The organism is Sphingobacterium sp. InxBP1 (assembly GCF_026191775.1).
Classification (GTDB): domain Bacteria; phylum Bacteroidota; class Bacteroidia; order Sphingobacteriales; family Sphingobacteriaceae; genus Sphingobacterium; species Sphingobacterium thalpophilum.
On the sequence record NZ_JAINDX010000041.1, the window covers coordinates 264959 to 287460 of the forward strand.

At 48.8% G+C, this 22502-nt stretch carries 15 protein-coding genes; 12 read left to right on the forward strand and 3 right to left on the reverse strand.

Going from position 1 to position 22502, the window contains the following annotated elements:
- Positions 1-42: 42 nt before the first annotated feature.
- Both K7A41_RS06865 and K7A41_RS06870 read right to left on the reverse strand, forming a co-directional pair.
- Complete coding sequence (locus K7A41_RS06865) at positions 43-1290, reverse strand: ABC transporter permease (RefSeq protein ID WP_037532746.1); 1248 nt, start codon at positions 1288-1290, stop codon at positions 43-45.
- Between the two features lie 293 nt (positions 1291-1583).
- Positions 1584-2009, reverse strand: coding sequence for a DUF2147 domain-containing protein (locus K7A41_RS06870; protein ID WP_028069379.1), 426 nt, complete (start codon positions 2007-2009; stop codon positions 1584-1586).
- A 204-nt stretch (positions 2010-2213) separates the two neighbouring features.
- Here K7A41_RS06870 and K7A41_RS06875 point away from each other — a divergent pair, with 204 nt between their 5' ends.
- Positions 2214-2561 carry a phage holin family protein gene (locus tag K7A41_RS06875; protein ID WP_028069380.1) on the forward strand — a complete coding sequence of 116 codons (348 nt, stop codon included), beginning with the start codon at positions 2214-2216 and terminating at the stop codon, positions 2559-2561.
- 265 nt (positions 2562-2826) lie between these two features.
- Entirely contained in the window at positions 2827-4722 is a 1896-nt protein-coding gene (locus tag K7A41_RS06880; RefSeq protein ID WP_265713122.1) for a heavy metal translocating P-type ATPase, read from the forward strand.
- A gap of 117 nt (positions 4723-4839) precedes the next feature.
- Here the strand turns inward: K7A41_RS06880 and pgi are convergent, their stop codons facing one another.
- Positions 4840-6489: a glucose-6-phosphate isomerase gene (gene pgi, locus K7A41_RS06885; RefSeq protein ID WP_265713123.1), complete on the reverse strand. Its 1650-nt coding sequence runs from the start codon at positions 6487-6489 to the stop codon at positions 4840-4842.
- A 271-nt stretch (positions 6490-6760) separates the two neighbouring features.
- Here pgi and prfB point away from each other — a divergent pair.
- From prfB to K7A41_RS06935, 10 genes are all read left to right on the forward strand, one after another.
- Positions 6761-7844, forward strand: a protein-coding gene (prfB, locus tag K7A41_RS06890; RefSeq protein ID WP_265713124.1) for a peptide chain release factor 2 whose coding sequence is annotated in 2 segments (ribosomal slippage) — positions 6761-6820 and positions 6822-7844 — 1083 coding nt in all. Because the reading frame shifts where the segments join, the coding sequence is not laid out codon by codon here.
- Between the two features lie 444 nt (positions 7845-8288).
- A complete protein-coding gene (locus K7A41_RS06895; protein WP_197734457.1) occupies positions 8289-9734 on the forward strand; it encodes a glycosyltransferase in 1446 nt (481 codons plus the stop codon).
- A 39-nt stretch (positions 9735-9773) separates the two neighbouring features.
- On the forward strand, positions 9774-11075 hold the full coding sequence (locus tag K7A41_RS06900) for a nucleotide sugar dehydrogenase (protein ID WP_265713125.1): 1302 nt from the start codon (positions 9774-9776) through the stop codon (positions 11073-11075).
- Positions 11076-11286: 211 nt separating this feature from the next.
- On the forward strand, positions 11287-11829 hold the full coding sequence (locus K7A41_RS06905) for an RNA polymerase sigma factor (protein WP_265713126.1): 543 nt from the start codon (positions 11287-11289) through the stop codon (positions 11827-11829).
- A gap of 130 nt (positions 11830-11959) precedes the next feature.
- On the forward strand, positions 11960-13069 hold the full coding sequence (locus K7A41_RS06910) for a FecR family protein (RefSeq protein WP_265713127.1): 1110 nt from the start codon (positions 11960-11962) through the stop codon (positions 13067-13069).
- 237 nt (positions 13070-13306) lie between these two features.
- Positions 13307-16720, forward strand: a complete 3414-nt coding sequence (locus tag K7A41_RS06915) for a TonB-dependent receptor (protein ID WP_265713128.1) — start codon at positions 13307-13309, stop codon at positions 16718-16720.
- Positions 16721-16732: 12 nt separating this feature from the next.
- Positions 16733-18523 (forward strand): RagB/SusD family nutrient uptake outer membrane protein, encoded by a 1791-nt coding sequence (locus K7A41_RS06920; RefSeq protein WP_265713129.1) that lies wholly within the window; start codon positions 16733-16735, stop codon positions 18521-18523.
- 65 nt (positions 18524-18588) lie between these two features.
- Positions 18589-20967, forward strand: a complete 2379-nt coding sequence (locus tag K7A41_RS06925; RefSeq protein ID WP_265713130.1) for a PQQ-binding-like beta-propeller repeat protein — start codon at positions 18589-18591, stop codon at positions 20965-20967.
- A gap of 171 nt (positions 20968-21138) precedes the next feature.
- Positions 21139-21405 carry a hypothetical protein gene (locus tag K7A41_RS06930; protein ID WP_028069387.1) on the forward strand — a complete coding sequence of 89 codons (267 nt, stop codon included), beginning with the start codon at positions 21139-21141 and terminating at the stop codon, positions 21403-21405.
- Between the two features lie 10 nt (positions 21406-21415).
- On the forward strand, positions 21416-22414 hold the full coding sequence (locus K7A41_RS06935; RefSeq protein WP_265713131.1) for a hypothetical protein: 999 nt from the start codon (positions 21416-21418) through the stop codon (positions 22412-22414).
- Positions 22415-22502: the final 88 nt, after the last annotated feature.

Consider the following 22502-nt stretch of genomic DNA (forward strand, 5'->3'; position numbering starts at 1 on the left):
TATGCCGCCTCTGGCCGGGTCTGCTGTGATGCTGCCGGCGCGCTATTCGTAGCGAAGAGCATCCACGGGATCCAATTTGGATGCTTTGGAGGCAGGGTAGTAGCCGGACAGCATGCCCACGAGTCCACAGACGGCGAAGCCCAGGATAATCGCGGTCCAGGGAATGATAAAGGATGTGCCCAGCTGCAGGGCGAGGATGTTGCCGATCAAGATACCGATGAAGATACCCGCAAATCCGCCGATCATGCAGATGACGATGGCTTCCATCAGGAATTGCTTGCGTATGACGCTGGGGGTGGCCCCGATAGCTTTACGGATACCGATCTCCCGGGTACGCTCGGTGACGGATACGAGCATGATATTCATCAGTCCTATGGACGCGCCGACCAGCGTGATGAAGGCAATCACGACGGCGCCCAGCGTCACCATGGCCATGTTCTGCATCAGCATCTGTGCCACGGCATCTGATTTGGTGATCTCAAAATCGTTGGTCTGCCGCGAAGAGAGCCCACGGATATTGCGGAATACAATCGTCGCCTCGCCTATGGCGGCTTCCAGCCGCATCGGGTCATTGGATGACACGGTAATCACGTAAGAGGGTTCTGCCCCCTGCATCACGGCCCGAGCCTTGACCAAGGGTATAAAACAGGCTCTATCGCCACCCATACCGGCAGAGGAGCCCTTGCTTTTGAGTACACCGATGACCTGGTAACGGATGTTGTTGACGGTGATAAACTGGCCTTCGGGATTGATGATCTCGCCGAAAAGCATTTTGCTGACTTCGCTGCCAATGATGATTACGGAACTACCGGTCTCGACCTCGCGGGCCGAAAAATTGCGGCCTTGACTGATGAGGTAGCCAGACGTCTGAAGATAATTATCATCAGTACCGATCAGCCCGATATTGGGATTGGTCTTCTGGGACTGAAATTTTGCAGTGGAGTTCCAGCTGACATTGGCGCTGATGGAGGTCGTCGCGTTGAAGTGAAAGTTCTGTTTGAACCGGGCGGCCTGCGCATAGGTGATATTGGCAAACACCTTTGAACGGGTACCGCCTGTGCCGATCTGCACGTTGAGTCCCCGGTTGCGGATATTGAAGGAGTTGGAACCCATCGACGAAAAGGAGTCGGTCAGGGAGTTTTTCATGGCGTCAATGGATGTCAGTACGCCGATCAGGGCCATCATGCCTATGGCGATAATCAATGCTGTCAGGAATGTCCGCAACTTGTTGCCCACAATAGACTGCAGCGCAAGCTTGACGTTTTCGACATAAGACATTTTTACGGCCATAAGGAGATTGTTATAATTTGCAGATGAAAATACTGTTATTCCGGCACAAAAACAAAAGGCAATTCATTTCGGTGAAACAAATTGCCTTTTTGGACTTTTCGGGCGGACCGCCACTGTTCCAGCACGCCAACCTCAGGCCCTCCGCGGCGCCGCCTGCTGCGGCTGGGATCAGGACAGACCGGTCCTGTCTCTTCTCGCCCCCAGATATCTGTACTTTCCTTGTGGTCAGCTGTCCGAATAGGCAGACCGGCTGCCGGTATGAATTACATGCTCTCCTGCTCGCCGGCAGTCCGCTAATGAATACGTTTCCAGGTTTCGGTACGGCCCAGCAGACTGACACCAACGTAGCCCCGGATATCGAGCTTGTCTCCTTTTAAGGTCATCTTACAGCTATAGGTCTTGCCGGTCTTGGGATCATAGATCTTGCCGTCCACATAGCTGTTGCCTTCTTTTTTAAAACCGGTCAGTATTTCCAGCCCCTGAATATGGCGGTCCTGAAGGGCTTTGTCGGGATTTTTGATATCTTTTTTGGGCTGGCCGGATTCGTTATTGGGAAACTTGAGCCAGTAAAGTTTTCCAAAGAACTTATCTCCTTTTTTATAAATTTCCACACGCCCCTCTCCGCTGGGGTTTTCCCATTTGCCGACCACCGGATCGGTCTGGGCGAATAAGGCTACTGCTGTCAGTAGCATGATCAACGATGCGATAATTTTCTTCATTGGACTATATTGTTAAGTTTATATTCTAAATTAAATATACGAAATATTTACTATGCTTGCATACTTTTAGTTCTGTTGTGCATTTTTTCCTCCCCGAACCGGCGATGTTGATGGGCGGGTGGGGGCAGCTAAGTTTGGCATCGCGTTTGTATGGCATTTATCATATTACTTACTTTATTCACTGTTTATTAATTAGCGCATATTATGAAATTTATTATTAGTCTTTTACTCACAGGAGTGGTTGTGGCGGTCGCCTGCTGGATCATTCCGGGAGCCCATGTCGCGGGCTTTGGCTGGGCCATTGTAACCGGACTGGTCATCGGATTTGTCAATGCCACTGTAGGCTCTATTCTGCGGCTGTTTACCTTCCCCTTAAACTGGCTGACGCTGGGTCTGGTATCTTTTATTATCACGGTTCTGATGGTTCTGCTCTCGGACTCGCTGCTGGGAAATAAGTTTGACGTCAGCGGCTTCTGGACCGCAGCCTTATTTGCAATTGTGGTGGCAATACTGGAAATGATCGTAGGGAGCGTCACACGAGACAAAGACTAACGATATCTTACTGCACAAGAATAAAAAGCTGTATTCCTGACCGGAAAACAGCTTTTTTTTTGCCGCGGCACCGTGCCTGCTCTACCACCGCCGTAACCCGCAACTGTGCCGGCAAGCTGCTTACCTTGCATTCGCCGGTCTGTTGCGCCGGACAATGCTCTGCTCATGTATCGCCAGCCGCAGGCAACATTTAATCGCGCCGTCGCTCGCTATTCTGGCTAAAAATGGCTAAATTTAAATTATTTTACCAGACTTCCTTACAGATATGTGTGAACACCAACACGAACATGGCCATACCGAAAAAGAGATCCCCTGGTGGATCGCCCAGCGTAACCTGCTGACTGCCCTCTTGATCCTGCTTATCCTGCTGCTGCTTAAATATGCGTTTAAACTAACGCTTCCGCTGGGTGCCAGCTTGCTGCTGAACGGAGCAGCGTACCTGCTTGCAGGTTTTCCGGTTCTCCGGATGGCTTACCGCAAAGCCCGGCGCGGTGATTTCTTCAACGAATTCTTCCTGATGAGCACGGCCACCTTAGGGGCCTTCGCCATCCGCGAATTTGAGGAGGGCGTGGCGGTGATGGTGTTCTATCAGATCGGTGAATGGTTTCAGGATACAGCCGTGGACAACGCAAAGAAATCCATTAAGTCCCTGCTCGACATCCGCCCCGACCGGGTAACGGTACTGCGCGAGGGACAGCAGCAGGAAGTGGATCCAAGGACAGTTGCTATCGGGGAGACCATCCTGGTCAAGGCCGGTGAAAAGGTGGCGCTGGATGGGCACCTGCTCAATGAACGGGCGGCATTTAACACGGCCGCACTGACCGGTGAAAGCAAGCCCGACACCAAATATATGGATGAAGCGGTACTGGCAGGCATGATAAACCTCGAGACCGTGGCTGAAATAAAGGTCAGTAGCTCATTTCAGGACAGCAAACTGAGTAAAATACTGGAAATGGTGCAGGACGCCACAGCGCGTAAATCCAGGACACAATTGTTTATTTCCCGATTTGCCAAAGTGTATGTACCGGTGATTTTTGCGCTGGCTCTGCTGGTGCTCATCATCCCCTTTTTTGTCGTCAGCGACTACAGCTTCCGGGACTGGTTTTACCGCAGCTTGGTCTTTCTGGTGATCAGCTGCCCCTGTGCGCTGGTGGTTTCCATTCCCCTGGGCTATTTTGGAGGCATCGGCCTGGCCTCAAGAAACGGTATCTTGTTTAAAGGCGGCAACTTCCTCGATGCGATCACCGCTGTCGACACGGTGGTGATGGACAAGACAGGAACGCTGACGGAGGGAGTATTTGAGGTACGTGAGGTCCATGCCGCCGACGGACAGCAGCAGCGGCTATTGGATTATGCCAAAGCCATCGAAGCCAATTCCACCCACCCCATCGCGAAGGCCATCGTACGCTATTCCGACGACAGCAGCGATCTGATTGCTTCGGAAGTGGAGGAGATTGCGGGCCATGGCCTTAAAGCAAAGATAAACGGCCAGACAGTGCTTGCCGGCAACAGTAAGCTACTGGACAGATATCAGATCGCGTACCCGCAGGAGATCAGCCGGATGGTATACTCCATCGTGCTGGTCGCCATAGATCAGCAATATGCAGGGTATATCACGGTGGCGGACCGGAACAAACCGGAGGCGAAGGAGGTCATCAGTGCCATGCGTGCTCAGGGACTATATACTGTGATGCTTTCCGGTGACAAGGCAGCGGTGGTAGCAGAAACAGCAGGCGAACTGGGCGTCGATAAAGCCTATGGTGATCTGCTGCCCGAGGATAAGGTGCGGCATGTACAACAGCTGATCGACCAAGGAAAAAATGTAGCATTTGCCGGCGACGGCGTCAATGACGCCCCGGTAGTCGCCCTGGCCCAGGTGGGTATCGCCATGGGCGGACTTGGTGCCGATGCTACCATAGAAACGGCAGATGTGGTCATCCAGAATGATGAACCGCACAAGATTCTGGCGGCAATCAAAATTGGTAAAATAACCCGCAGCATCGTCTGGCAGAACGTCATCTTGGCCATGGGCGTCAAGATCATTGTCCTGCTGTTGGGCGCAGGTGGGGTCGCTACCCTTTGGGAAGCTGTCATCGCCGACGTTGGGGTCGCCCTACTGGCCATTTTGAATGCAATCCGCATCCAGCATAAGCATGTCTAAAAGAAGCTGCTGCCACACAGCGGACAAAAACAAATGGGAGCGGATCTCAAAGATGCCGCTCCCATCAGCGCCAAAGCGATGATGCAAGGCTCAATCCATTATCGATCTGATCGTGGATTAATCACGCCATGCTTTGTAGGTGTTGATCAGGCCATTTGTGGATGAATCGTGGCTGCTGACAGGCTGGCCATCTTCCAGTTCGGGAAGAATGTTGTTGGCGAGCTGCTTGCCCAGCTCGACACCCCACTGGTCAAAGCTATAGATATTCCAGATCACCCCCTGCACAAATATCTTGTGCTCATAGCAGGCGATCAGCCGTCCCAATGTGCGCGGCGTCATTTTCTTCAATAAAAAGGAGTTGGTCGGGCGGTTGCCTTCAAATACTTTATAAGCTTTCAGTTCTTCGATTTCAGCAGCCGATTTTCCCGCTTTCCGCAGTTCGGCAACGACTTCCGCTTCGGTTTTGCCGTTCATTAGGGCTTCGGTCTGCGCAAAGAAGTTGGACAGCAAAAGCTGATGATGGTTGCCGATCGGGTTGAGGCTATTGGCGGGAGCGATAAAATCACAAGGGATCAGTTTGGTACCCTGATGGATCAGCTGGTAAAAAGCATGCTGTCCGTTGGTTCCGGGCTCACCCCAGATGATCGGACCCGTCTGATAGTCGACCTGCTCGCCATTCCGGTCAATATATTTGCCGTTGCTCTCCATATCCCCCTGCTGGAAGTAGGCGGCAAATCGGTGCATATACTGGTCGTAAGGCAGGATCGCGTGGCTCTCGGCACCAAAGAAGTTATTGTACCATATGCCCAATAGCGCCAGAATGACGGGAATATTGGACTCGAATGCTGCTGTTTTAAAATGCTCGTCGGCATCATATGCACCAGCAAGGAGCTGCTCAAAATTATCGAAACCGATCGCCAGGCTTATGGAAAGGCCAATCGCCGACCATAGCGAATAACGTCCCCCTACCCAGTCCCAGAACGCAAACATATTCTGCGGATCTATGCCAAAGGCCTGTACCGCCTGGGTGTTGGTACTCAATGCGGCGAAATGCCTGGCCACATCTTGCTGGCTGCCACCGCTCCGCAAAAACCAGTCTTTGGCGCTTTGTGCATTGGCCATGGTCTCCTGTGTGGTGAAGGTCTTGGAAGCAATCAGGAACAAAGTGCTTTCCGGATCCACTTTTTTAAGTGTTTCGGCGATATGCGTTCCGTCGACATTCGAAACAAAATGCACATTCAAGCGGGTTTTGTAAGCTTTTAATGCTTCTGTCACCATCACGGGGCCCAGATCCGAGCCACCGATACCAATGTTAACGACATCGGTAATCTGCTTGCCAGTATAACCTTTCCACTGGCCAGAAAGAATATTTTCGGTAAATGCTTTCATCTGCGCCAGCACCTTTCTAACCTCTGGCATAACGTCTTTTCCGTCTACCAGCACCGGCTGATCGGACTGGTTTCTCAAAGCCGTGTGTAATACCGGTCTATTTTCGGTCACATTGATTCGTTCGCCGGCAAACATGGCCGCAATGGCTTCGGACAACTGACATTCTTTAGCCAAATTGATCAATAGGGATAATGTCTCCGCATCGATGCGGTTTTTGGAATAATCCAGCAAAATATCGTCAAAACCTATGGAAAATTTGTCAAACCGTGCCGGATCCGCTGCAAAAAGCTCCCGCAGGCTTTTTGAGCTGATCGTCTTATAATGGTCTGCCAGCTGATGATAGGCTTGTGTTTTTGTAAAATTAATTTTTGGGAACATACTGTTTTTGATATTATTTGTTTTAAATCGTCAATAAGAACCTTGGGCATCGCCTCCCTGCACAGGCAACAGCGGCACAGCAAGGTTTGTTCAGTTGATGCTACCAAAACTAACAAAAAAACGTCAAAAGTTTGTATCTGGTACAAAGCTGATCCTGCCAGCCCCGTCGTAGCCAATCCAACAGGATAATAAAGTACCTTATCGGTAAGCTACAGCATCAGGCCGCATCTCCGCTCCTGATTTTTTAAATTAAATTTTATACATTCGCTGTATGACAAAAGAACAAATTCAAGACTTGAGGGATCGTGTTACTTCCCTGAGGAGGCATCTTTGACATTGATGTCCGCAAAGCAGAAATAGAAAGAGACCAGGCCATTACACTGGAGCCTAATTTTTGGGATGACTCCAAGGCTGCGGAAAAAATCCTTCTGGCCATCAAAAACCAGAAAATATGGACCGACCATTTTGATGAAGTCGCCGCTGCTGTGGAGGACACATCGGTGATGTACGAGTTTTTTCAGTCGGGCGACGCTACCGAAAAGGAACTCGATGAGCAGTATCAGCTCGCACTGGAAAAGGTGGAGGAACTGGAGTTCAAAAATATGCTCAGTGCTGAGGAGGATCAGCTGGATGCCATCCTGCAGATCACGGCCGGTGCCGGCGGCACCGAGAGCTGTGACTGGGCAGCCATGCTAATGCGCATGTACATCATGTGGGGCGAGAAAAATGGCTACAAAGTCACCGAACAAGATTCGCAGGAAGGTGATGTGGCAGGTATCAAAAGCGTGACCTTACAGATATCCGGCGACTTTGCCTATGGCTACCTCAAGGGTGAAAATGGCGTACACCGCCTGGTGCGTATTTCGCCATTTGATTCCAACGCCAAAAGGCATACTTCATTTGCCTCTGTCTATGTGTACCCGCTGATCGATGACAATATTGAAATCGACGTCAAAGACTCGGAAATCGAATGGGACACGTTCCGTTCGGGCGGCGCCGGTGGGCAGAACGTCAACAAAGTCGAAACCGCGGTACGCCTGCATCACAAACCTACAGGCATCATCATCAAGAACCAGGAGTCCAGATCACAGCTGCAAAACAAGGAAAATGCCATGCGCCTGTTGAAATCGCAGCTCTACGAGATCGAAATGCGGAAACGTCAGGAAGCCACTGCAGCAATTGAGGGTAGCAAAAAGAAAATTGAATGGGGATCCCAGATCCGCAACTATGTGCTGCACCCGTACAAACTGATCAAAGATCTGCGTACCAATTACGAAACATCGAATACACAGGCCGTGCTCGACGGCGATCTGAACGATTTCCTTAAAAATTACCTGATGGAATTCGGCGGCTGAACGAGCTTCGATGAAAGATAAACATATCCCAGTACAGAGGCGCTCCAGACAAGGGGCGCCTTTTTTTATAGTCCCCCCGCCTTGCCCCTTTTCGTACACAATCTGCTGTCAGCATCAGGCTTTTTTGTGTCACGAAAAAGTTTGAAACGTTAAAAAATCTTAAAAGTCGAGTCTGCCGCTAGTCTGTCGTTTTTAGTTACAAATCCGTGTAATTATCAGTAAATACTATTGATTATCAAAAATTTACAAACAATTATATTGTATCAAGAACGTTACAATTAGCATGCTTCATCATTTTTGGCACAAAATAAAGGCATGTGTTTTGCGTTTATGGAATCGTAATATTTTCATTACAAAAGCGGCATATCCTTGGCGGGATGAATTAAAAAGCCAGGGGCTGTGCACAGCAATAAAAGAGAATGTGTATCAAAAAATAGAACGGTTATGAATTACATGAAAGAAAACTCCATCGTATCGAAGCAGCTGACCACTCCTTGGCAGCCTGCTGTATACGACGTAAATGAAGAGCAGCAGCGATCTCAGGCAACAGCAAAGAAAGCCGAAGACAGCAATTTTGGATTAAAAGAATACGGAATTTTTGGCGCTACCTTTATCGTACTATTTGCATCCGTGTTTGGCGTATACATGTTGCAGCCTGATTTTGATGCTTTGCGTTTCCAGCGTCTGGACAGTCTAGGTGGTACGCTCTTAATCGGGTTTGGTATATTCCTGGCAGTTGTGGCCATCAGCTTCCTGATATTTTTGGTAGTCCTGCACCGCAGGTACAAACCGATTGCTTCGGTTTCGGACGAGGAACTTCCGACCTGTACCATTATTGTGCCAGCTTATAATGAAGGACAGCTTGTTTATGATACGCTACACAGTCTTGCAGGCAGCGACTATCCTGAGGAAAAACTTCAGATCATCGCTATTGATGACGGTAGTAAGGACAATACTTTTGCCTGGATACAGCGTGCCAAAATGGAGTTGGGTGACCGGGTGGAAATATATCAGCAGCCCAAGAATATGGGCAAGCGCCATGCGTTATACCGTGGTTTCCACTTAGGTACTGGCGAGGTGTTCATCACCGTTGACAGTGACTCTGTGGTCAAGAAAGACACGATCCGTAATATGGCCAGCCCCTTTGTGACCAACAAAGAATGCGGTGCCGTGGCCGGTAATGTGCGCGTGCTAAACACGAAGAAAGCGATCATACCGCGCATGCTGAATGTCAGTTTCGTATTCAGTTTTGAATTTGTACGGTCGGCGCAGAGCATGCTCGGCACCGTGATGTGTACTCCCGGAGCGCTATCCGGTTACCGCAGGGAAGCGGTGATGAACTGTCTGGAAGACTGGATCAACCAAACCTTCATGGGTCAGCCCTCTGACATCGGTGAAGACCGCGCCATGACCAACATGATCTTAAAACAAGGTTACCATGTGCTGTTTCAGTCGAATGCTTATGTCTACACCGATACCCCGGTACGTTACCGCAATTTATATAAAATGTTTATCCGCTGGGAACGAAGCAACGTGCGTGAAAATATCATGATGAGCCAGTTTGCATTCAAAAACTTCCGGAAAGGACCTAAATGGGGTGCTCGCATCCTACTGATCATGCAATGGAAAAAGGTATTGCTGTCTTACCCTTTGATGCTATTGATGCTCTGGACAGTATTTCACTATCCGCTGATGTTCTTGAGCTCTACGCTCGTGGGGATCTTAATCTTCTCGAGTATACAGGCTTATTTCTTCGCATCCAAAAACTCAGACGCGAAAGAGGCTTTCTGGGCGTACAGCTACAGCATTTTCTACGCTTTTAGTTTATTTTGGATTACACCTTATGCAATTGCAACGGCAGGACGACGGGGCTGGTTGACAAGAGGCTAATTTCAACGTAAAGAATGTATCTTTACCTTAAATAAATGTATGAAAGATTTTCAGATTAAAAAAATTGCCATCATTGGACAAGGATATGTGGGACTGCCGCTGGCCCTGGCGTTCGCTGATTTCTTTCCGGTGATTGGCTTCGATATCAACGAAACACGTATTCATGAACTTAAATCCGGTATTGACCGGACATTGGAGACCGATGCCGACGAACTCATGCAGGCGCGGAATCTCTATACGGCATCCGGCAGTAGCAAAGGTTATGATGCAACTTCAACGATTGAGGACATCGCCGACGCCAACGTCTATATCGTAACCGTGCCGACGCCTATTGACCGGTATAATTCACCGGATCTATCGCCGCTGCTATCGGCATCGAAGATGATTGGCGGACTGCTCAAGGCCGGCGATTTGGTGATCTATGAGTCTACCGTGTATCCGGGATGTACCGAGGAGGAATGTGTGCCTGTCCTGGAAAAATGCTCGGGATTAACGTTTAATCATGATTTTTTTGTCGGTTATTCTCCGGAGCGTATTAATCCCGGCGACAAGGTCAATTCACTTCAGAAGGTCATGAAAGTGACTTCGGGCAGCACGCCTGAAGCAGGAATTGCGGTGGATGCGTTATACAGGACTATCATTGAAGCAGGCACCCACCTGGCTCCTTCCATAAAAGTTGCCGAGGCCGCGAAGGTCATTGAAAATGCACAGCGCGATGTCAATATTTCTTTCATGAATGAACTGGCGCTGATCTTTGACCGCATTGGCATAGATACCCAGGACGTCCTTGACGCTGCCGGCACAAAATATAATTTTCTGCGTTTCAAGCCGGGATTAGTGGGCGGCCACTGTATTTCGGTAGACCCATATTATCTCGCGCAAAAGGCAACGCAGCTGGGATACCACCCGCATGTGATTTTATCCGGCAGGGAGGTGAACGACCATATTGCTTCATTCATCGCCTCCAAAGTGGTCAAACTTATGATCCAGAAAAATATAAAATTTGAAGGCGCCAGAGCACTTGTGCTGGGCATCACGTTCAAAGAAAACTGTCCTGACATCCGCAATAGTAAAGTGATCGACATGATTCAGGACCTCAAAGAATTTGGCCTCCATGTAGATGTTTATGATCCCTGGGTAAATCCGGAAGAACTGAAGAAACATGCCGGCATCAGCCTGCTGGAGGCACTGCCGGAATCGGATTGCTATGACAGCATTATCTTGGCAGTGGGACACCGCGAGTTCGTACAACTCGACCTCAAAAACCTGAAAAACGACCCTGCCGTCGTCTTTGATATCAAAGGCATCCTGGACCGAAACCTGGTCGATGCCCGGCTATAACATAGACAGCCGAATTTTTAAACCGTGACAGACACATTCGGAATCGTAAGCTATTCTCTGGAGAAAAGCTTACGATTTTTTTTATCAGGATGTATGCAATCGATTGATTAAAAAAATAGCATCATTTTTCTTGTTTTTAATACTAACTTAACAGCACAATTATAAATTTGGCCTCATTAGACTAAGGGACTTTCACAAAATTGCGGTGATTATGGAACAGTTAGATGACCTCGAACTATTCATTAGAGTACAGGCAGATGACCGTAATGCTTTTTCTGCATTGGTCAACCGCTATTCCGATGTGTTATTCCGTTTTATCCAACGTCGTATTTCCTGCACAGCAGACAGCGAGGATATTCTGCAGGAGGTATTTGTATCGCTGTGGAATCTACGTCATCAGATCACGGTCGAACAGTCCTTATACCCCTATTTATTTAAAGCTACCAAGTATAAAATCATCGACTGGATGGTAAAAGAGCAGCGAAAAATCGTCCATGCTGAAAAATTGCTCCAGCACTATGGTACGGAATTGTCGGTGCCCACCTCCGAGGAAGAACTCCTGGCCAAGGAACTGGCTGCCTTAATCGATACCGAGATTGATAAGATGCCCACCACGATGCGTTCGGCTTTTTCTCTCAGCCGCAAGGAAGCTATGTCTATCAAAGATATTGCTGCCGAACTTGCACTATCCGAACAGACTGTCAAAAACAATATCTCCCTGGCGCTGGGCTGGCTTAGGCTGCGCTTCAAATAACCAAAACACACCTAAGCACTAGCAACATTAAACAGCGATCATAAAAATATTGTACTCAAATACAGCGAATTACGAAAAAACCATCATTTTCCCCGGTACTTCGGTCTTGCCAGCCTGATTATAGGTCTGTATGAAGGAACAAGAATCAGATCAGGCCAGAGCGTTGCTCCAAAAATATCTGGATGGACAGTGTACAGCAGCAGAAGAGCAGCAGGTACTGCGCTGGTTTTATGCGCTGGGGGAATCCGACACGGAGTCCACACAACCACAGCAAAAAGAGTTAGCCGCACGTATAAATGAACGGTTGGACCAGCAGCTCTTCAGCGAGCCAACCACAGCAGCCAAAAGACTACACTGGTATCGTTCCAAATGGATGGTGGCCGCCCTATTGATACTGATTTCGGGTATGGGGTTCTGGACCTATACCCACCTGCAGACGGCTGTATCCCCGCAACCGGAGCTGGCGGCCCAGGTCCCTTCTATCCATAAAGAGTTTCACAACGATATTCTTCCGGGCGGGCAATATGCAAAGCTGATCAGTCCGTCTGGCCACGCAAGGCCATTGGCAGATCCTTATGTGCAACGGGAGCGGAAAGAATCGGCTACTGCCGGCCAGCGCTTTGTGGTTGATGTTCCCACGGCAGGGTCCTATATGATCATCCTGGAAGATGGTACAAAGGTATGGCTCAACGCCTCGACCAAGCTGTCGTACCCCACACATTTTGAAGCTGATCAACGGCTGGTTTCCTTATCTGGAGAGGCGTATTTTGAGGTCGCCAAGGATGCCAACAGGCCTTTTCGGATCGAGGCCAACGGGACAACGATAGAAGTTCTGGGTACGACCTTTAATGTCAGCGCCTACCAGAATGAAGTATCAACCTCATTGGTCGAAGGCAGTGTCAGGGTACGCAAAGCGGACAAAGTAAGTGTCATCAAGCCAGGGCAGCAAGCAACGACTCTGCAGGGCAACGATATTCAGGTAAGGGACGCCGATCTGGCAAAAAATACCGCCTGGCAACGGGATGAGTTTTACTTTGACGGCAGCAACTTCGAAGAGGTGGTACAGCAGGTCTCGCGCTGGTACAATGTGGACTTTGAACATGCAGAAAGCATCAACAGCAGTTCGACCTATAAAGGCTCCATCAGCAGAAAGAGCAGGCTGTCGGAAGTATTGCAGATCCTGTCCATCGCTACGGGCCGAAAGTTTGATATTGTCGGACGTAAAGTACAGATACGATGAAAATTAATGATCCAATAAAAAGACGGCCTATGGGATAAACAAGAACTTGATCGCCTTAAAAATCTACAAAAAAGGGGATGTTGACGCATCCCCGTTAGATCCAAGGCCTACTTACTGATACCAACAGAAATTTTAGAACCTTAAAAATCATTCTAATTTATGAATTTTTTTTCTCCTATGAAAAGGAGGGAGAATGAAGGGAAATACCGGATTCCTCCTGCCTTTAAAACTTTATGTATGATAAAGTTGAGCACTCTTTCTTTGCTATCCCTGGCGCTGGGAGCACATGCCTCCGGAACAGCACAGACGGTCAGTCTTTCGCTAAAAAACGTACGGGTAGAGCGTGTTTTGCAAGAGATATCGAAGCAAACCCACCTGCGTTTTTTCTATGACGAAAAGCTGCTGAATAGTCTGCAGCCTGTCAGTATCCATGTGGATCATGGTCCTTTGCAGCAGGCCCTGTCCAAAGTCTTCAAAGGTCGTAATCTCACCTATCAGGTACTGAACAATACCATTGTCATCTCCGAAAAACAACGGACTGATATCGAGATCAGCGGTACAGTGCGGGATTCGGTTTCGGCGCTTGCCGGTGTGACCGTATTCGTAGAAGGCAAGTCAGCCATCTCCACCAAAACGGATGCCAACGGCCAGTTTACGCTCCGCGTTCCCGAGAAGGCAATACTGCTATTTCAATATATGGGTTACATCACCGAACGCGTACAGGTAGGCACGCAACGTCAGTTAAACGTCGTGCTGCGTGCAAACAACGAACAGCTGGACGAAGTCGTGGTTGTCGGCTACGGTACACAACGCAAAGTGAACCTTACCGGAGCGGTGGACATGGTCTCTTCAAAACAGCTGGAAAGCCGTCCCATTGCTAACCTCGGGGCCGGACTGCAGGGCCTGATTCCGAACTTAAATATCACAAGTTCCAACGGCCGTGCATCGACCAACCCACAATTTAATGTGCGCGGATTCACCAGTTTAAACGGTGGCGCACCGCTCATTCTGGTCGATAATATCCCTTATACGGCAGATGAAGTCGCCCGCATCAATCCAAATGACGTGGAGTCCGTATCGGTGCTGAAGGATGCCGCATCGGCAGCAATCTATGGTGCCCGCGGTGGCTTTGGAGTGGTACTAATCACTACCAAGAACGCGAGAAGTGGACAGTTAGACATCAATTTCAGCACCAATGTGGGATACCGCACACTGGGAAAACTGCCCGAATTTATCACTGATCCATATCAGGTGATGGATATAAAAAATGAAGCCGGAAAACCTTTATATAACTTATACCCGGAATCAGCACGCGAATATGCAAAGAGGCGTTCGCAAGATCCTTCCCTACCGGCGGTAACGCTGTCTGACAACGGACAAGACTGGGTATATACGGGTACCACAGACTGGCTCCGGGAATCGTACAATAAAACTGCCCCAACTTATACTGCCAACCTGAGTATAGCCAAAAAATCCGATAAAATCGGTTATTACCTGTCCAGCAACTACTATAGACAGGATGGTCTCCTGAAATATGGAAATGATATCTACAAGCGTTACAATGTCAGGGGTAAGGTGGACTTTGATGTCACCAACTGGCTGCAGTTATCGAACAATACCTTACTGACCAGCACCAATTATGAAGCCCCTGTGGTTTTAGACGGGGGAGACAACTTCTTCTGGCGCGTCAATCGAACCAATTCTCTGGACATCCCGCGCAACCCCGACGGGAGCTGGACAAGATCCGGAGCACAGGTGCTTGGATCCCTGCAGGAAGACGGCCGCGCCGAAGATCGGATTAATGAGTATGTCACAACCTTTTCGGCCAAAGCCGCTCTGATCAAAGGAATCTGGGATTTAAATGCCGACGCGACTTTCAGACGCAGCTCCGGACTGAAGAAGTCGTACGATGTGCCTGCCCGCTATAAGACGGGCCCCGATGCTCCACTGACAGCGACCTTCTCCAATACCTATGCCAGAAACGACAATTCGACAACGCGATATAATGTCTATAACATCTATACCGACTTTCACAAGAACTTTGGAGATCATTACTTTCAGGCACTTGCCGGTTATAATCAAGAATATAACTATGCCAATGACTATTGGGTAAGGGCGCTTGGCCTAATTTCCGCCTCAGTTCCTTCAATCGGTACTGCAACGGGTGATATCAGCAAAAACGAACTGGTCAAAGACTGGGCTGTGCAGGGCATATTCTCGCGGGCAACATACAGTTACAAAGACAAGTACCTTGCGGAATTCAATGGACGCTTTGACGGCTCTTCCCGTTTCCCGAAAGGAAAGCGATGGGGATTCTTCCCTTCGGCTTCTGCAGGCTGGGTAATATCTAAAGAAAATTTCTTCGAATTGGTTAAAAAGGCCCTAGGACTGGACTTTTTAAAAGTCCGGGGATCATACGGATCGCTAGGCAACCAACTGTTTAACTACGATTCAGACTACCCTTACTACGACACCTATCCCTACATTCCGATCATGAGCAGCCAACAGACAGGCTATATATTGGGAAGCGGCAAACCACAGGCCGTCTATGCGCCAGGAGCGGTCTCCGACAGCTTTACCTGGGAAACCATCCAGACGGTCAACGCGGGTATCGACATGAATTTCTTCAACAGTAAACTGGGCGTGAATTTTGATAAATACGCGCGATATACCAAAAACATGCTGATACCTGGCAAGGAGCTGCCTGGTCCATTCGGCACGAAAATACCGGTTGAAAATGCAGGTGACCTTAAGACGAAAGGCTGGGAATTGCGCCTGAGCTGGCGAGACAGCCAAGTAGTAGCGGGGTCTCCTTTCTGGTACAGCATTGCCTTCACTTTAGCTGACAGCCGCTCTTGGATCACGCGCTACGACAACCCGACAAAATCGCTCGGAGGGGCATGGGATAGGCATTATGTCGGCAAAGAGATTGGCGAGATCTGGGGAGCCGACATCACCGGTTTCTTCCAGGATGATGCGGCGGCAGCCGCCGCCAAACAATCCGCCATGGGTACAGACGACCAGTCCTATAAGTTCTTTGCCGGTGACCCCATCTTTGCAGACCGCAACGGTGATGGTGTTGTGGACATGGGCAACAAAACGGTAGACAACCCCGGCGACATGTATATTATCGGCAACAGCAGCACAAGGCTGCCATACAGCCTGGATCTCTCCACTGGGTGGAAAGGTTTTGACCTACGCGTATTCCTGCAAGGTATCGGCAAACGCGACTGGTATCCCGGTGCGTCCAACATTTACTTCTGGGGTGTCTACGCACAGCCATGGACAAATCCTACCGTGCAAAACGCCGACCATTGGACTTCTGACAATCCCAACGCCTATTTCCCCGCAATACGGGCTTACTCAGCGGAGGACAATTATCAGCAACTGGGCATACCAAATAAACGTTACATGCAAAACGGCGCGTATATGCGGGTGAAAAACCTTACACTGGGCTATACGTTGCCAGAGTCGGCGCTACAGCGTATCAAACTGCGTAAAATACGCTTCTTCTTGAGTGCTGAAAACGTCTTTGAGATATCGCATATTAAAGTCAGACTGGATCCGGAATCCATCGGCACCGGCAATTCGGCCCAGGCAGCCTACCCATTCCAGCGGACATTCACCTTTGGTCTGAATCTAAATCTTTAATTCTACGCAACAATGAAACGTATCAAATCTATTATATTCGCATGTCTTTTGCTGCTGGGGACATCCTGCAAGAAGGACTACCTTGAACGGACATCAGGCTCGGCCATTACAAAAGAAGTCTTTTTTAACACGGCTGAGGACCTAGCCTTGTATACCAATGGCCTTTATACGCAGATGCGCGCCAGCTACACGGATCTTTATTCAGATAATATTGCACTAAGCAATAATGACCAAAATGCGGAAGTGCGAACAATGCTTGCCGGAACCCTGACTCCAGCAACGGTCAAAGGATGGGACAAAGCGGTATGGGCGCCCCTGCGCGACGTCAATTACATGCTGGATAATGCAGGTAAAGTAAGCGGCGATCCGGCAGTGATCAACCATTACATCGGCATCGCCCGTCTGCTACGCGCAAACTTTTACTATAAAATGGTAAAAAAATATGGTGACGTACCTTGGTACTCCCATGTGATGGGAACATCTTCCGAAGAGCTTTACAAGGCAAAGGACCCGCGGACAACCGTGGTAGACTCGGTGATGAAAGACCTCGAATTTGCTGCAGCAAATGTGCTGCCTGCACGTACGGACAACAGTTATTTGACCAAATGGAGTGCCCTTACCCTCCTGTCGAGAATTGCACTCCATGAGGGCACTTTCCGTAAATATCATCCGGAATTGAATCTACAGAATACAGCGCAGCAATTTTTGCAAAGGGCGGTCTCGGCATCACAAGAAATCATGAGTAATGGCGGCTTTGCCATTTCTGGAAGTTCAGCAGCGGATTATCGTGCACTTTTCTCGAGCAACAACCTGTCTGCCAACAAGGAAATTATATTTTTGCAAAAAAATAGCCGTGATCTGGGTGTCGCCAACAACACACATACTGTACTGGACTGGCAGTGGGCGCTCAGCGCTGAACTGGCGGACGAATTCCTGATGAAAGACGGGACTGCATTTACCGACAAAGCAGACTATAAAAAGAAAAGCCTGCTGGAGCTCTTCAAAGACCGGGACCCACGCCTCGCTGAGACTATCATGCCTGCGGGCTTTAGTAATAATGCTACTGGCACACCCTATATCACCCGCCCTGATTTTGGCGGTTTGCTGCAGATCAAATTCTATCCCCGCGATCCTGCTCTTCGCGGCGGCTGGGAGCTGAATTACACCGACCTCCCCATCATGCGCTATGCGGAAGTTTTGCTGATCCATGCTGAAGCCAAAGCCGAGCTCGGCTCCATAAATCAGGCAGACATCGACGCGACGGTCAATAAACTCCGCGCTCGTGTAGGTATGCCGGCATTGAAGGTGGCAGCAGCCAACGCGGCCCCTGATGCGTATCTGGCTGCACAATACCCTTCGGTCAGCGGCCCGAATAAGGGCCTGCTGCTGGAAATCCGCCGCGAGCGACGTGTGGAACTGGCCTGTGAAGGATTTCGCTTCGATGACCTGTATCGCTGGAAAGCCGGAAGGCTACTGGCGAAGGCGCCAAGTGGAATGTACATTCCGAAGCTGGGCGCAATCGATGTGACGGGGGACGGCGCCGCCGATATTGCCATCCTGAAAAAAGGAGATGACAGTCCGCTCACCGGTATCCCGAAGGAACAACTCGAAAAGATATCCAAGTTTTATATCAATGAGGGCCCTTTCTACCTGGAAAACGGCGAGTCGGGCAGAATCATGTTCGTTGACGACAAGACATCCCGCCCCAGAAGTTTCGATGAATCCAAATATTATTATTTTCCGATCCCTATAGAGCAGACGGTACTGAATCCCAACCTGAAACAACCAACGGGCTGGCAATAAACATCCAACCCGCTTTACATAGGGCCAGCTTTCCATTGGGCAGCTGGCCCATTTTTATAATAAAAATGATGAAATTACTGAAATTATTTACGTACTGCCTTTTACCGCTCCCAGCCCTATTCGCCCAGGAACGCGAAGGCCGTGTCTTCGAAGATGGCAATGCCAATAACCTATTTGAGCCACAGGAAAAGCTCCTCGCCGGTGTCGTCGTATCAGATGGTTATAACGTCGTAAAGACGAATTCAAACGGAACTTACAGCCTCCCCTACCATGCCAGTGCGCGTTTTCTGTCCGTTACACTACCCAGTGGCTACAAGGCGGCCAAAACACATTACATCCGTCTGGAAAAAGAAACTAAAAACCTCGACTTTGCGTTGGTCAGAGATGAAGTCCAACAAGCTGATTTTTTGCGGTTCATCCAGATTACGGATACCGAAACGCCCTTATACGGCCCTTGGATAGACAACGTCAGAAACTATGCACAACAGCAAAAGGCAAGTCTGATTATGCATACCGGTGATATATGTTATGAACCGGGCATGCTTTTTCATGCCAGACAGGTGAACACGGCGCTCATGGGACGGCCCACGTACTATACGGTCGGCAACCATGATCTTGTGAAGGGTGAATACGGAGAGAAGTTGTTTGAAGAGCTCTTCGGCCCAACCTACTATTCCTTTGACGCCGGTCCGGCACACTTCGTCGTAACCCCGATGCCGAACGGTGACTTCAAACCGAGCTATACAGCGGATCAGATCATTGCCTGGCTGAAGAAAGACCTGGAAGCCATGGATAAATCAAAACCGCTGATTTTTATCAATCACGACTTTTTCGCAGGTCCTGACTTTATACTTAAAGGTGAGAAGGAACAGATCGACCTGACAAAATATAACTTGAAAGCCTGGTTTTACGGCCACTGGCACAACAACTTTGTATTTAGACAGAAAGACGTGTATGTCGTCTGTTCTAACGCGCCAAATAAGGGCGGGATTGACAATTCCGCCGCCCAGTTTATGGTAGTGGACATTGACAAAGAGGGCATCAGGGAGATCCGGCCAGTCTATACCAACCTTCGCGATCACATCCAGCTGATCCAGACCGCTCCGGAACCACAGTCGGGAGCGGAATTACCATTCATAGTCACCGCTTATGACAGTGAGCGCCAGATCCAGCGGGTGGAGGTCGAGATCCGCGCCACCCCAACGGGAAAACGGCAGTCAGTGGTAGCGCTGAAGCCATCCGGCGACTGGCTGTGGCAGGGACACATCGCCTTCAAAACAAAAGATCTCCATGTGCCGCACGAGGCGCTGATTGCAGTGCATTATACCAATGGTGAACAGGTATTGAAACGGCAGTCTCTGGTCATGGCGGCACAAGACCAGAAGGGCATCAGCCTGCAATGGGCCGCCGCACTGGGCGGAAACGTATGGAAGACCAGTCCCCTGGTCGTAGACGACAGAATCTTTGTCGCCACAATGGACGACGGCAAAGGAGCCGGTCACTGCATTAAAGCGCTCGACAAACATACCGGTAAAGAGCTCTGGACGATGCCAACCATCAACTCCATTAAACATAAGCTGCAATTCAGCGAAGGTATGGTATTGGCTACAGATGCCGAAACAAACGTATATGCAATCGATGCCAGTACAGGCCGCTTACGCTGGAGCAGAAAAGCTGTACCGGGTCTGCCCACTTTTGTTTCTGGACCAGCTCTTGCCAAAGGGGTTTATTATACCGGACTCGGCAAACGCATGGCTGCACTCGACATTCAAAATGGGAAAGTGCTCTGGGAAGGTGTACAGCCAACAGGCGGCGAAGCCACACCGGCCGAACTTTCTGTGGTAGACCAGACACTATTGGCAGGCTATAACTGGAATGCCCTCTGTGCTTACGACGTCCGGACCGGGAAATTGCGTTGGAAGCGGCAGGAAGATGGCCTTCGCTTCAGAAGCGGCGGTGTGACAGCCGCAGGTGATTATGTGTATACGACAGGTCTTAACGGAATTTTCAAAATTGATCTGAAATCAGGCGAAATCGTACAGAAAAGTATAAAAACAGATGATTTCAAGGTGATGGCCTCACCCAGTATCATGGATAACCTCCTGTTGATGCCGACTGCCGGTCATGGTGTAAAAGCATACGACCTGAATACTCTGGAAGAGAAATGGCATTTTTCCACGGTAGAAGCCCTCGTCTATACGTCGCCTTACAGCACACCTGACCAACGCAAACAAGTTGCCACAGTCGAAGCTGCTGTTATCGAGGCTAAAGGCAAACTGGTATTCGGAGCTTCGGACGGCCATGTCTACGTACTCGACAAAGCGGGGAATCTCCTAACGCAGTTCAATGTAGGCGCACCGATCTTTTCAGAGGTCGCTGCGGAAGGTGATTTTATCTATGTCGCGGACTTCGCGGGCCGAGTAAGCTGTTTCCGCCTGGAATAGTCGCTGCAGACTACTCTCGTTACTTTAATATCGTGGCGAGAGTATACACCCACAATAAATAACTACTTACTCTGCGAATAATACTCGCGAATAATAAAAACAGGCGATCGAATTGTAAATCGCCGAATCAATTACCGGTCTGGGAGCTATATTTGAGAGAAAATACATGCTATGTTTAAAAAATATAAGTTTAGTAAAAACCCTTTACACTACATCTATGCCCTTATATGGCTGGGCCTTTTTGTTTACTTCGCTATATACATGCTTTCTGGTAAAATGTTTCAGCCTGAAAATGGAAAAATTCACATCGTAGCCATACTCATTGGCTGGGTAGTGGAGTACCTGGGACTTGTGCTGACCGGTATTCTTATCGTACTCATTGGTGTATACGTATCGTTGCGCACGATGTTGGTAAAAAAAGAAGCTGAAGGCCATTAAATTCTCAGTTATGAAATATTATCTCATCATTTTGCTCAACATCGTGATATATGCTACCACATCGGCCCAACTCAAGGTTTATAACCCGGGCGCTGAGCAAGGCCCAAAGCAGTTCACTGGACAGTTTGGAGACAATGACGGAATTTACGTGTTTGAGGACGGCCGCTTTGCATTATATGGGTATGCGACCTTCGTCCTCGGAAATTACACCCTAAACGATAGCCTTATTGAGTTTCAACCAGATTTTCCAGATCTATTCAGCGTGTATGGCTATTATAATCCGGAATTAAAAGAGCAGACAAAACTGATGTTCCAAGGATTTGAGGAAGGGGGAAATTATATGCAATTCGGTCAACAGGCAGCACGACTGGTTTTCCATGAAAATGCCAGTTCTTTCACCTGGCCTTATATACATGATACTACAGCCATGCTGAATCAATTCGCCTTCTACACAGATACTCTTGAATTACCCGATAACAGCTTGGTTGTCAAAAACAAATGGCAATTTACGAACAAAGGGTATAACGATTTTATTTTTGTGTTTAACAAACCTTCCCGTTATCATTTGCCCTTTCAGGGGACACTGTTTAGAACAAATGACAATAAAATTGTCCTGCAGACCTCAGCAAATTTTGGAAGTCGATTGCTGCCCTTTACTCCGAAAGATGAAATCAGTTCCTGGGATGAGGTCTTAAATTGGAAAAATGCGCTGAGCGCCGCAACCATGAATTCCGAATTTATTTACGCCAACTCGTTTTACAATACGATAACGTTCGATCCAGAGCAATACCGCCTGGACGATAAAACCAATTTGTACATAGACAAATCGAACAGGGAACAACATGCTGATATAAAAACAGAAAGCTATGAGGATACCCGATTCATTAAGAAATATGTGAAATTAAACCCTACCGACACATTGAAAGTAGATCTTAAAACGATACATTTGGATCCGGAGAGTATTTTCAACATGCCGTCTGATAGCGGGGAATCATCTCCACCGTACTAATGCAGATCCCTGGAGGATATCAGCCCGCGGATAAGAGCGCTCGAGTAAACGATAACGAGCGGGGACCGTTCTCTAATTAGCGTTTTCT

Excerpts from the sequence above, each read along its gene's own strand:
- K7A41_RS06865 (WP_037532746.1), bottom strand. The coding sequence starts at position 1,290 with ATGGCCGTAAAAATGTCTTATGTCGAAAACGTCAAGCTTGCGCTGCAG.
- K7A41_RS06870 (WP_028069379.1), bottom strand. The coding sequence starts at position 2,009 with ATGAAGAAAATTATCGCATCGTTGATCATGCTACTGACAGCAGTAGCC.
- K7A41_RS06875 (WP_028069380.1), top strand. The coding sequence starts at position 2,214 with ATGAAATTTATTATTAGTCTTTTACTCACAGGAGTGGTTGTGGCGGTC.
- K7A41_RS06880 (WP_265713122.1), top strand. The coding sequence starts at position 2,827 with ATGTGTGAACACCAACACGAACATGGCCATACCGAAAAAGAGATCCCC.
- pgi (WP_265713123.1), bottom strand. The coding sequence starts at position 6,489 with ATGTTCCCAAAAATTAATTTTACAAAAACACAAGCCTATCATCAGCTG.
- K7A41_RS06895 (WP_197734457.1), top strand. The coding sequence starts at position 8,289 with ATGAATTACATGAAAGAAAACTCCATCGTATCGAAGCAGCTGACCACT.
- K7A41_RS06900 (WP_265713125.1), top strand. The coding sequence starts at position 9,774 with ATGAAAGATTTTCAGATTAAAAAAATTGCCATCATTGGACAAGGATAT.
- K7A41_RS06905 (WP_265713126.1), top strand. The coding sequence starts at position 11,287 with ATGGAACAGTTAGATGACCTCGAACTATTCATTAGAGTACAGGCAGAT.
- K7A41_RS06910 (WP_265713127.1), top strand. The coding sequence starts at position 11,960 with ATGAAGGAACAAGAATCAGATCAGGCCAGAGCGTTGCTCCAAAAATAT.
- K7A41_RS06915 (WP_265713128.1), top strand. The coding sequence starts at position 13,307 with ATGATAAAGTTGAGCACTCTTTCTTTGCTATCCCTGGCGCTGGGAGCA.
- K7A41_RS06920 (WP_265713129.1), top strand. The coding sequence starts at position 16,733 with ATGAAACGTATCAAATCTATTATATTCGCATGTCTTTTGCTGCTGGGG.
- K7A41_RS06925 (WP_265713130.1), top strand. The coding sequence starts at position 18,589 with ATGATGAAATTACTGAAATTATTTACGTACTGCCTTTTACCGCTCCCA.
- K7A41_RS06930 (WP_028069387.1), top strand. The coding sequence starts at position 21,139 with ATGTTTAAAAAATATAAGTTTAGTAAAAACCCTTTACACTACATCTAT.
- K7A41_RS06935 (WP_265713131.1), top strand. The coding sequence starts at position 21,416 with ATGAAATATTATCTCATCATTTTGCTCAACATCGTGATATATGCTACC.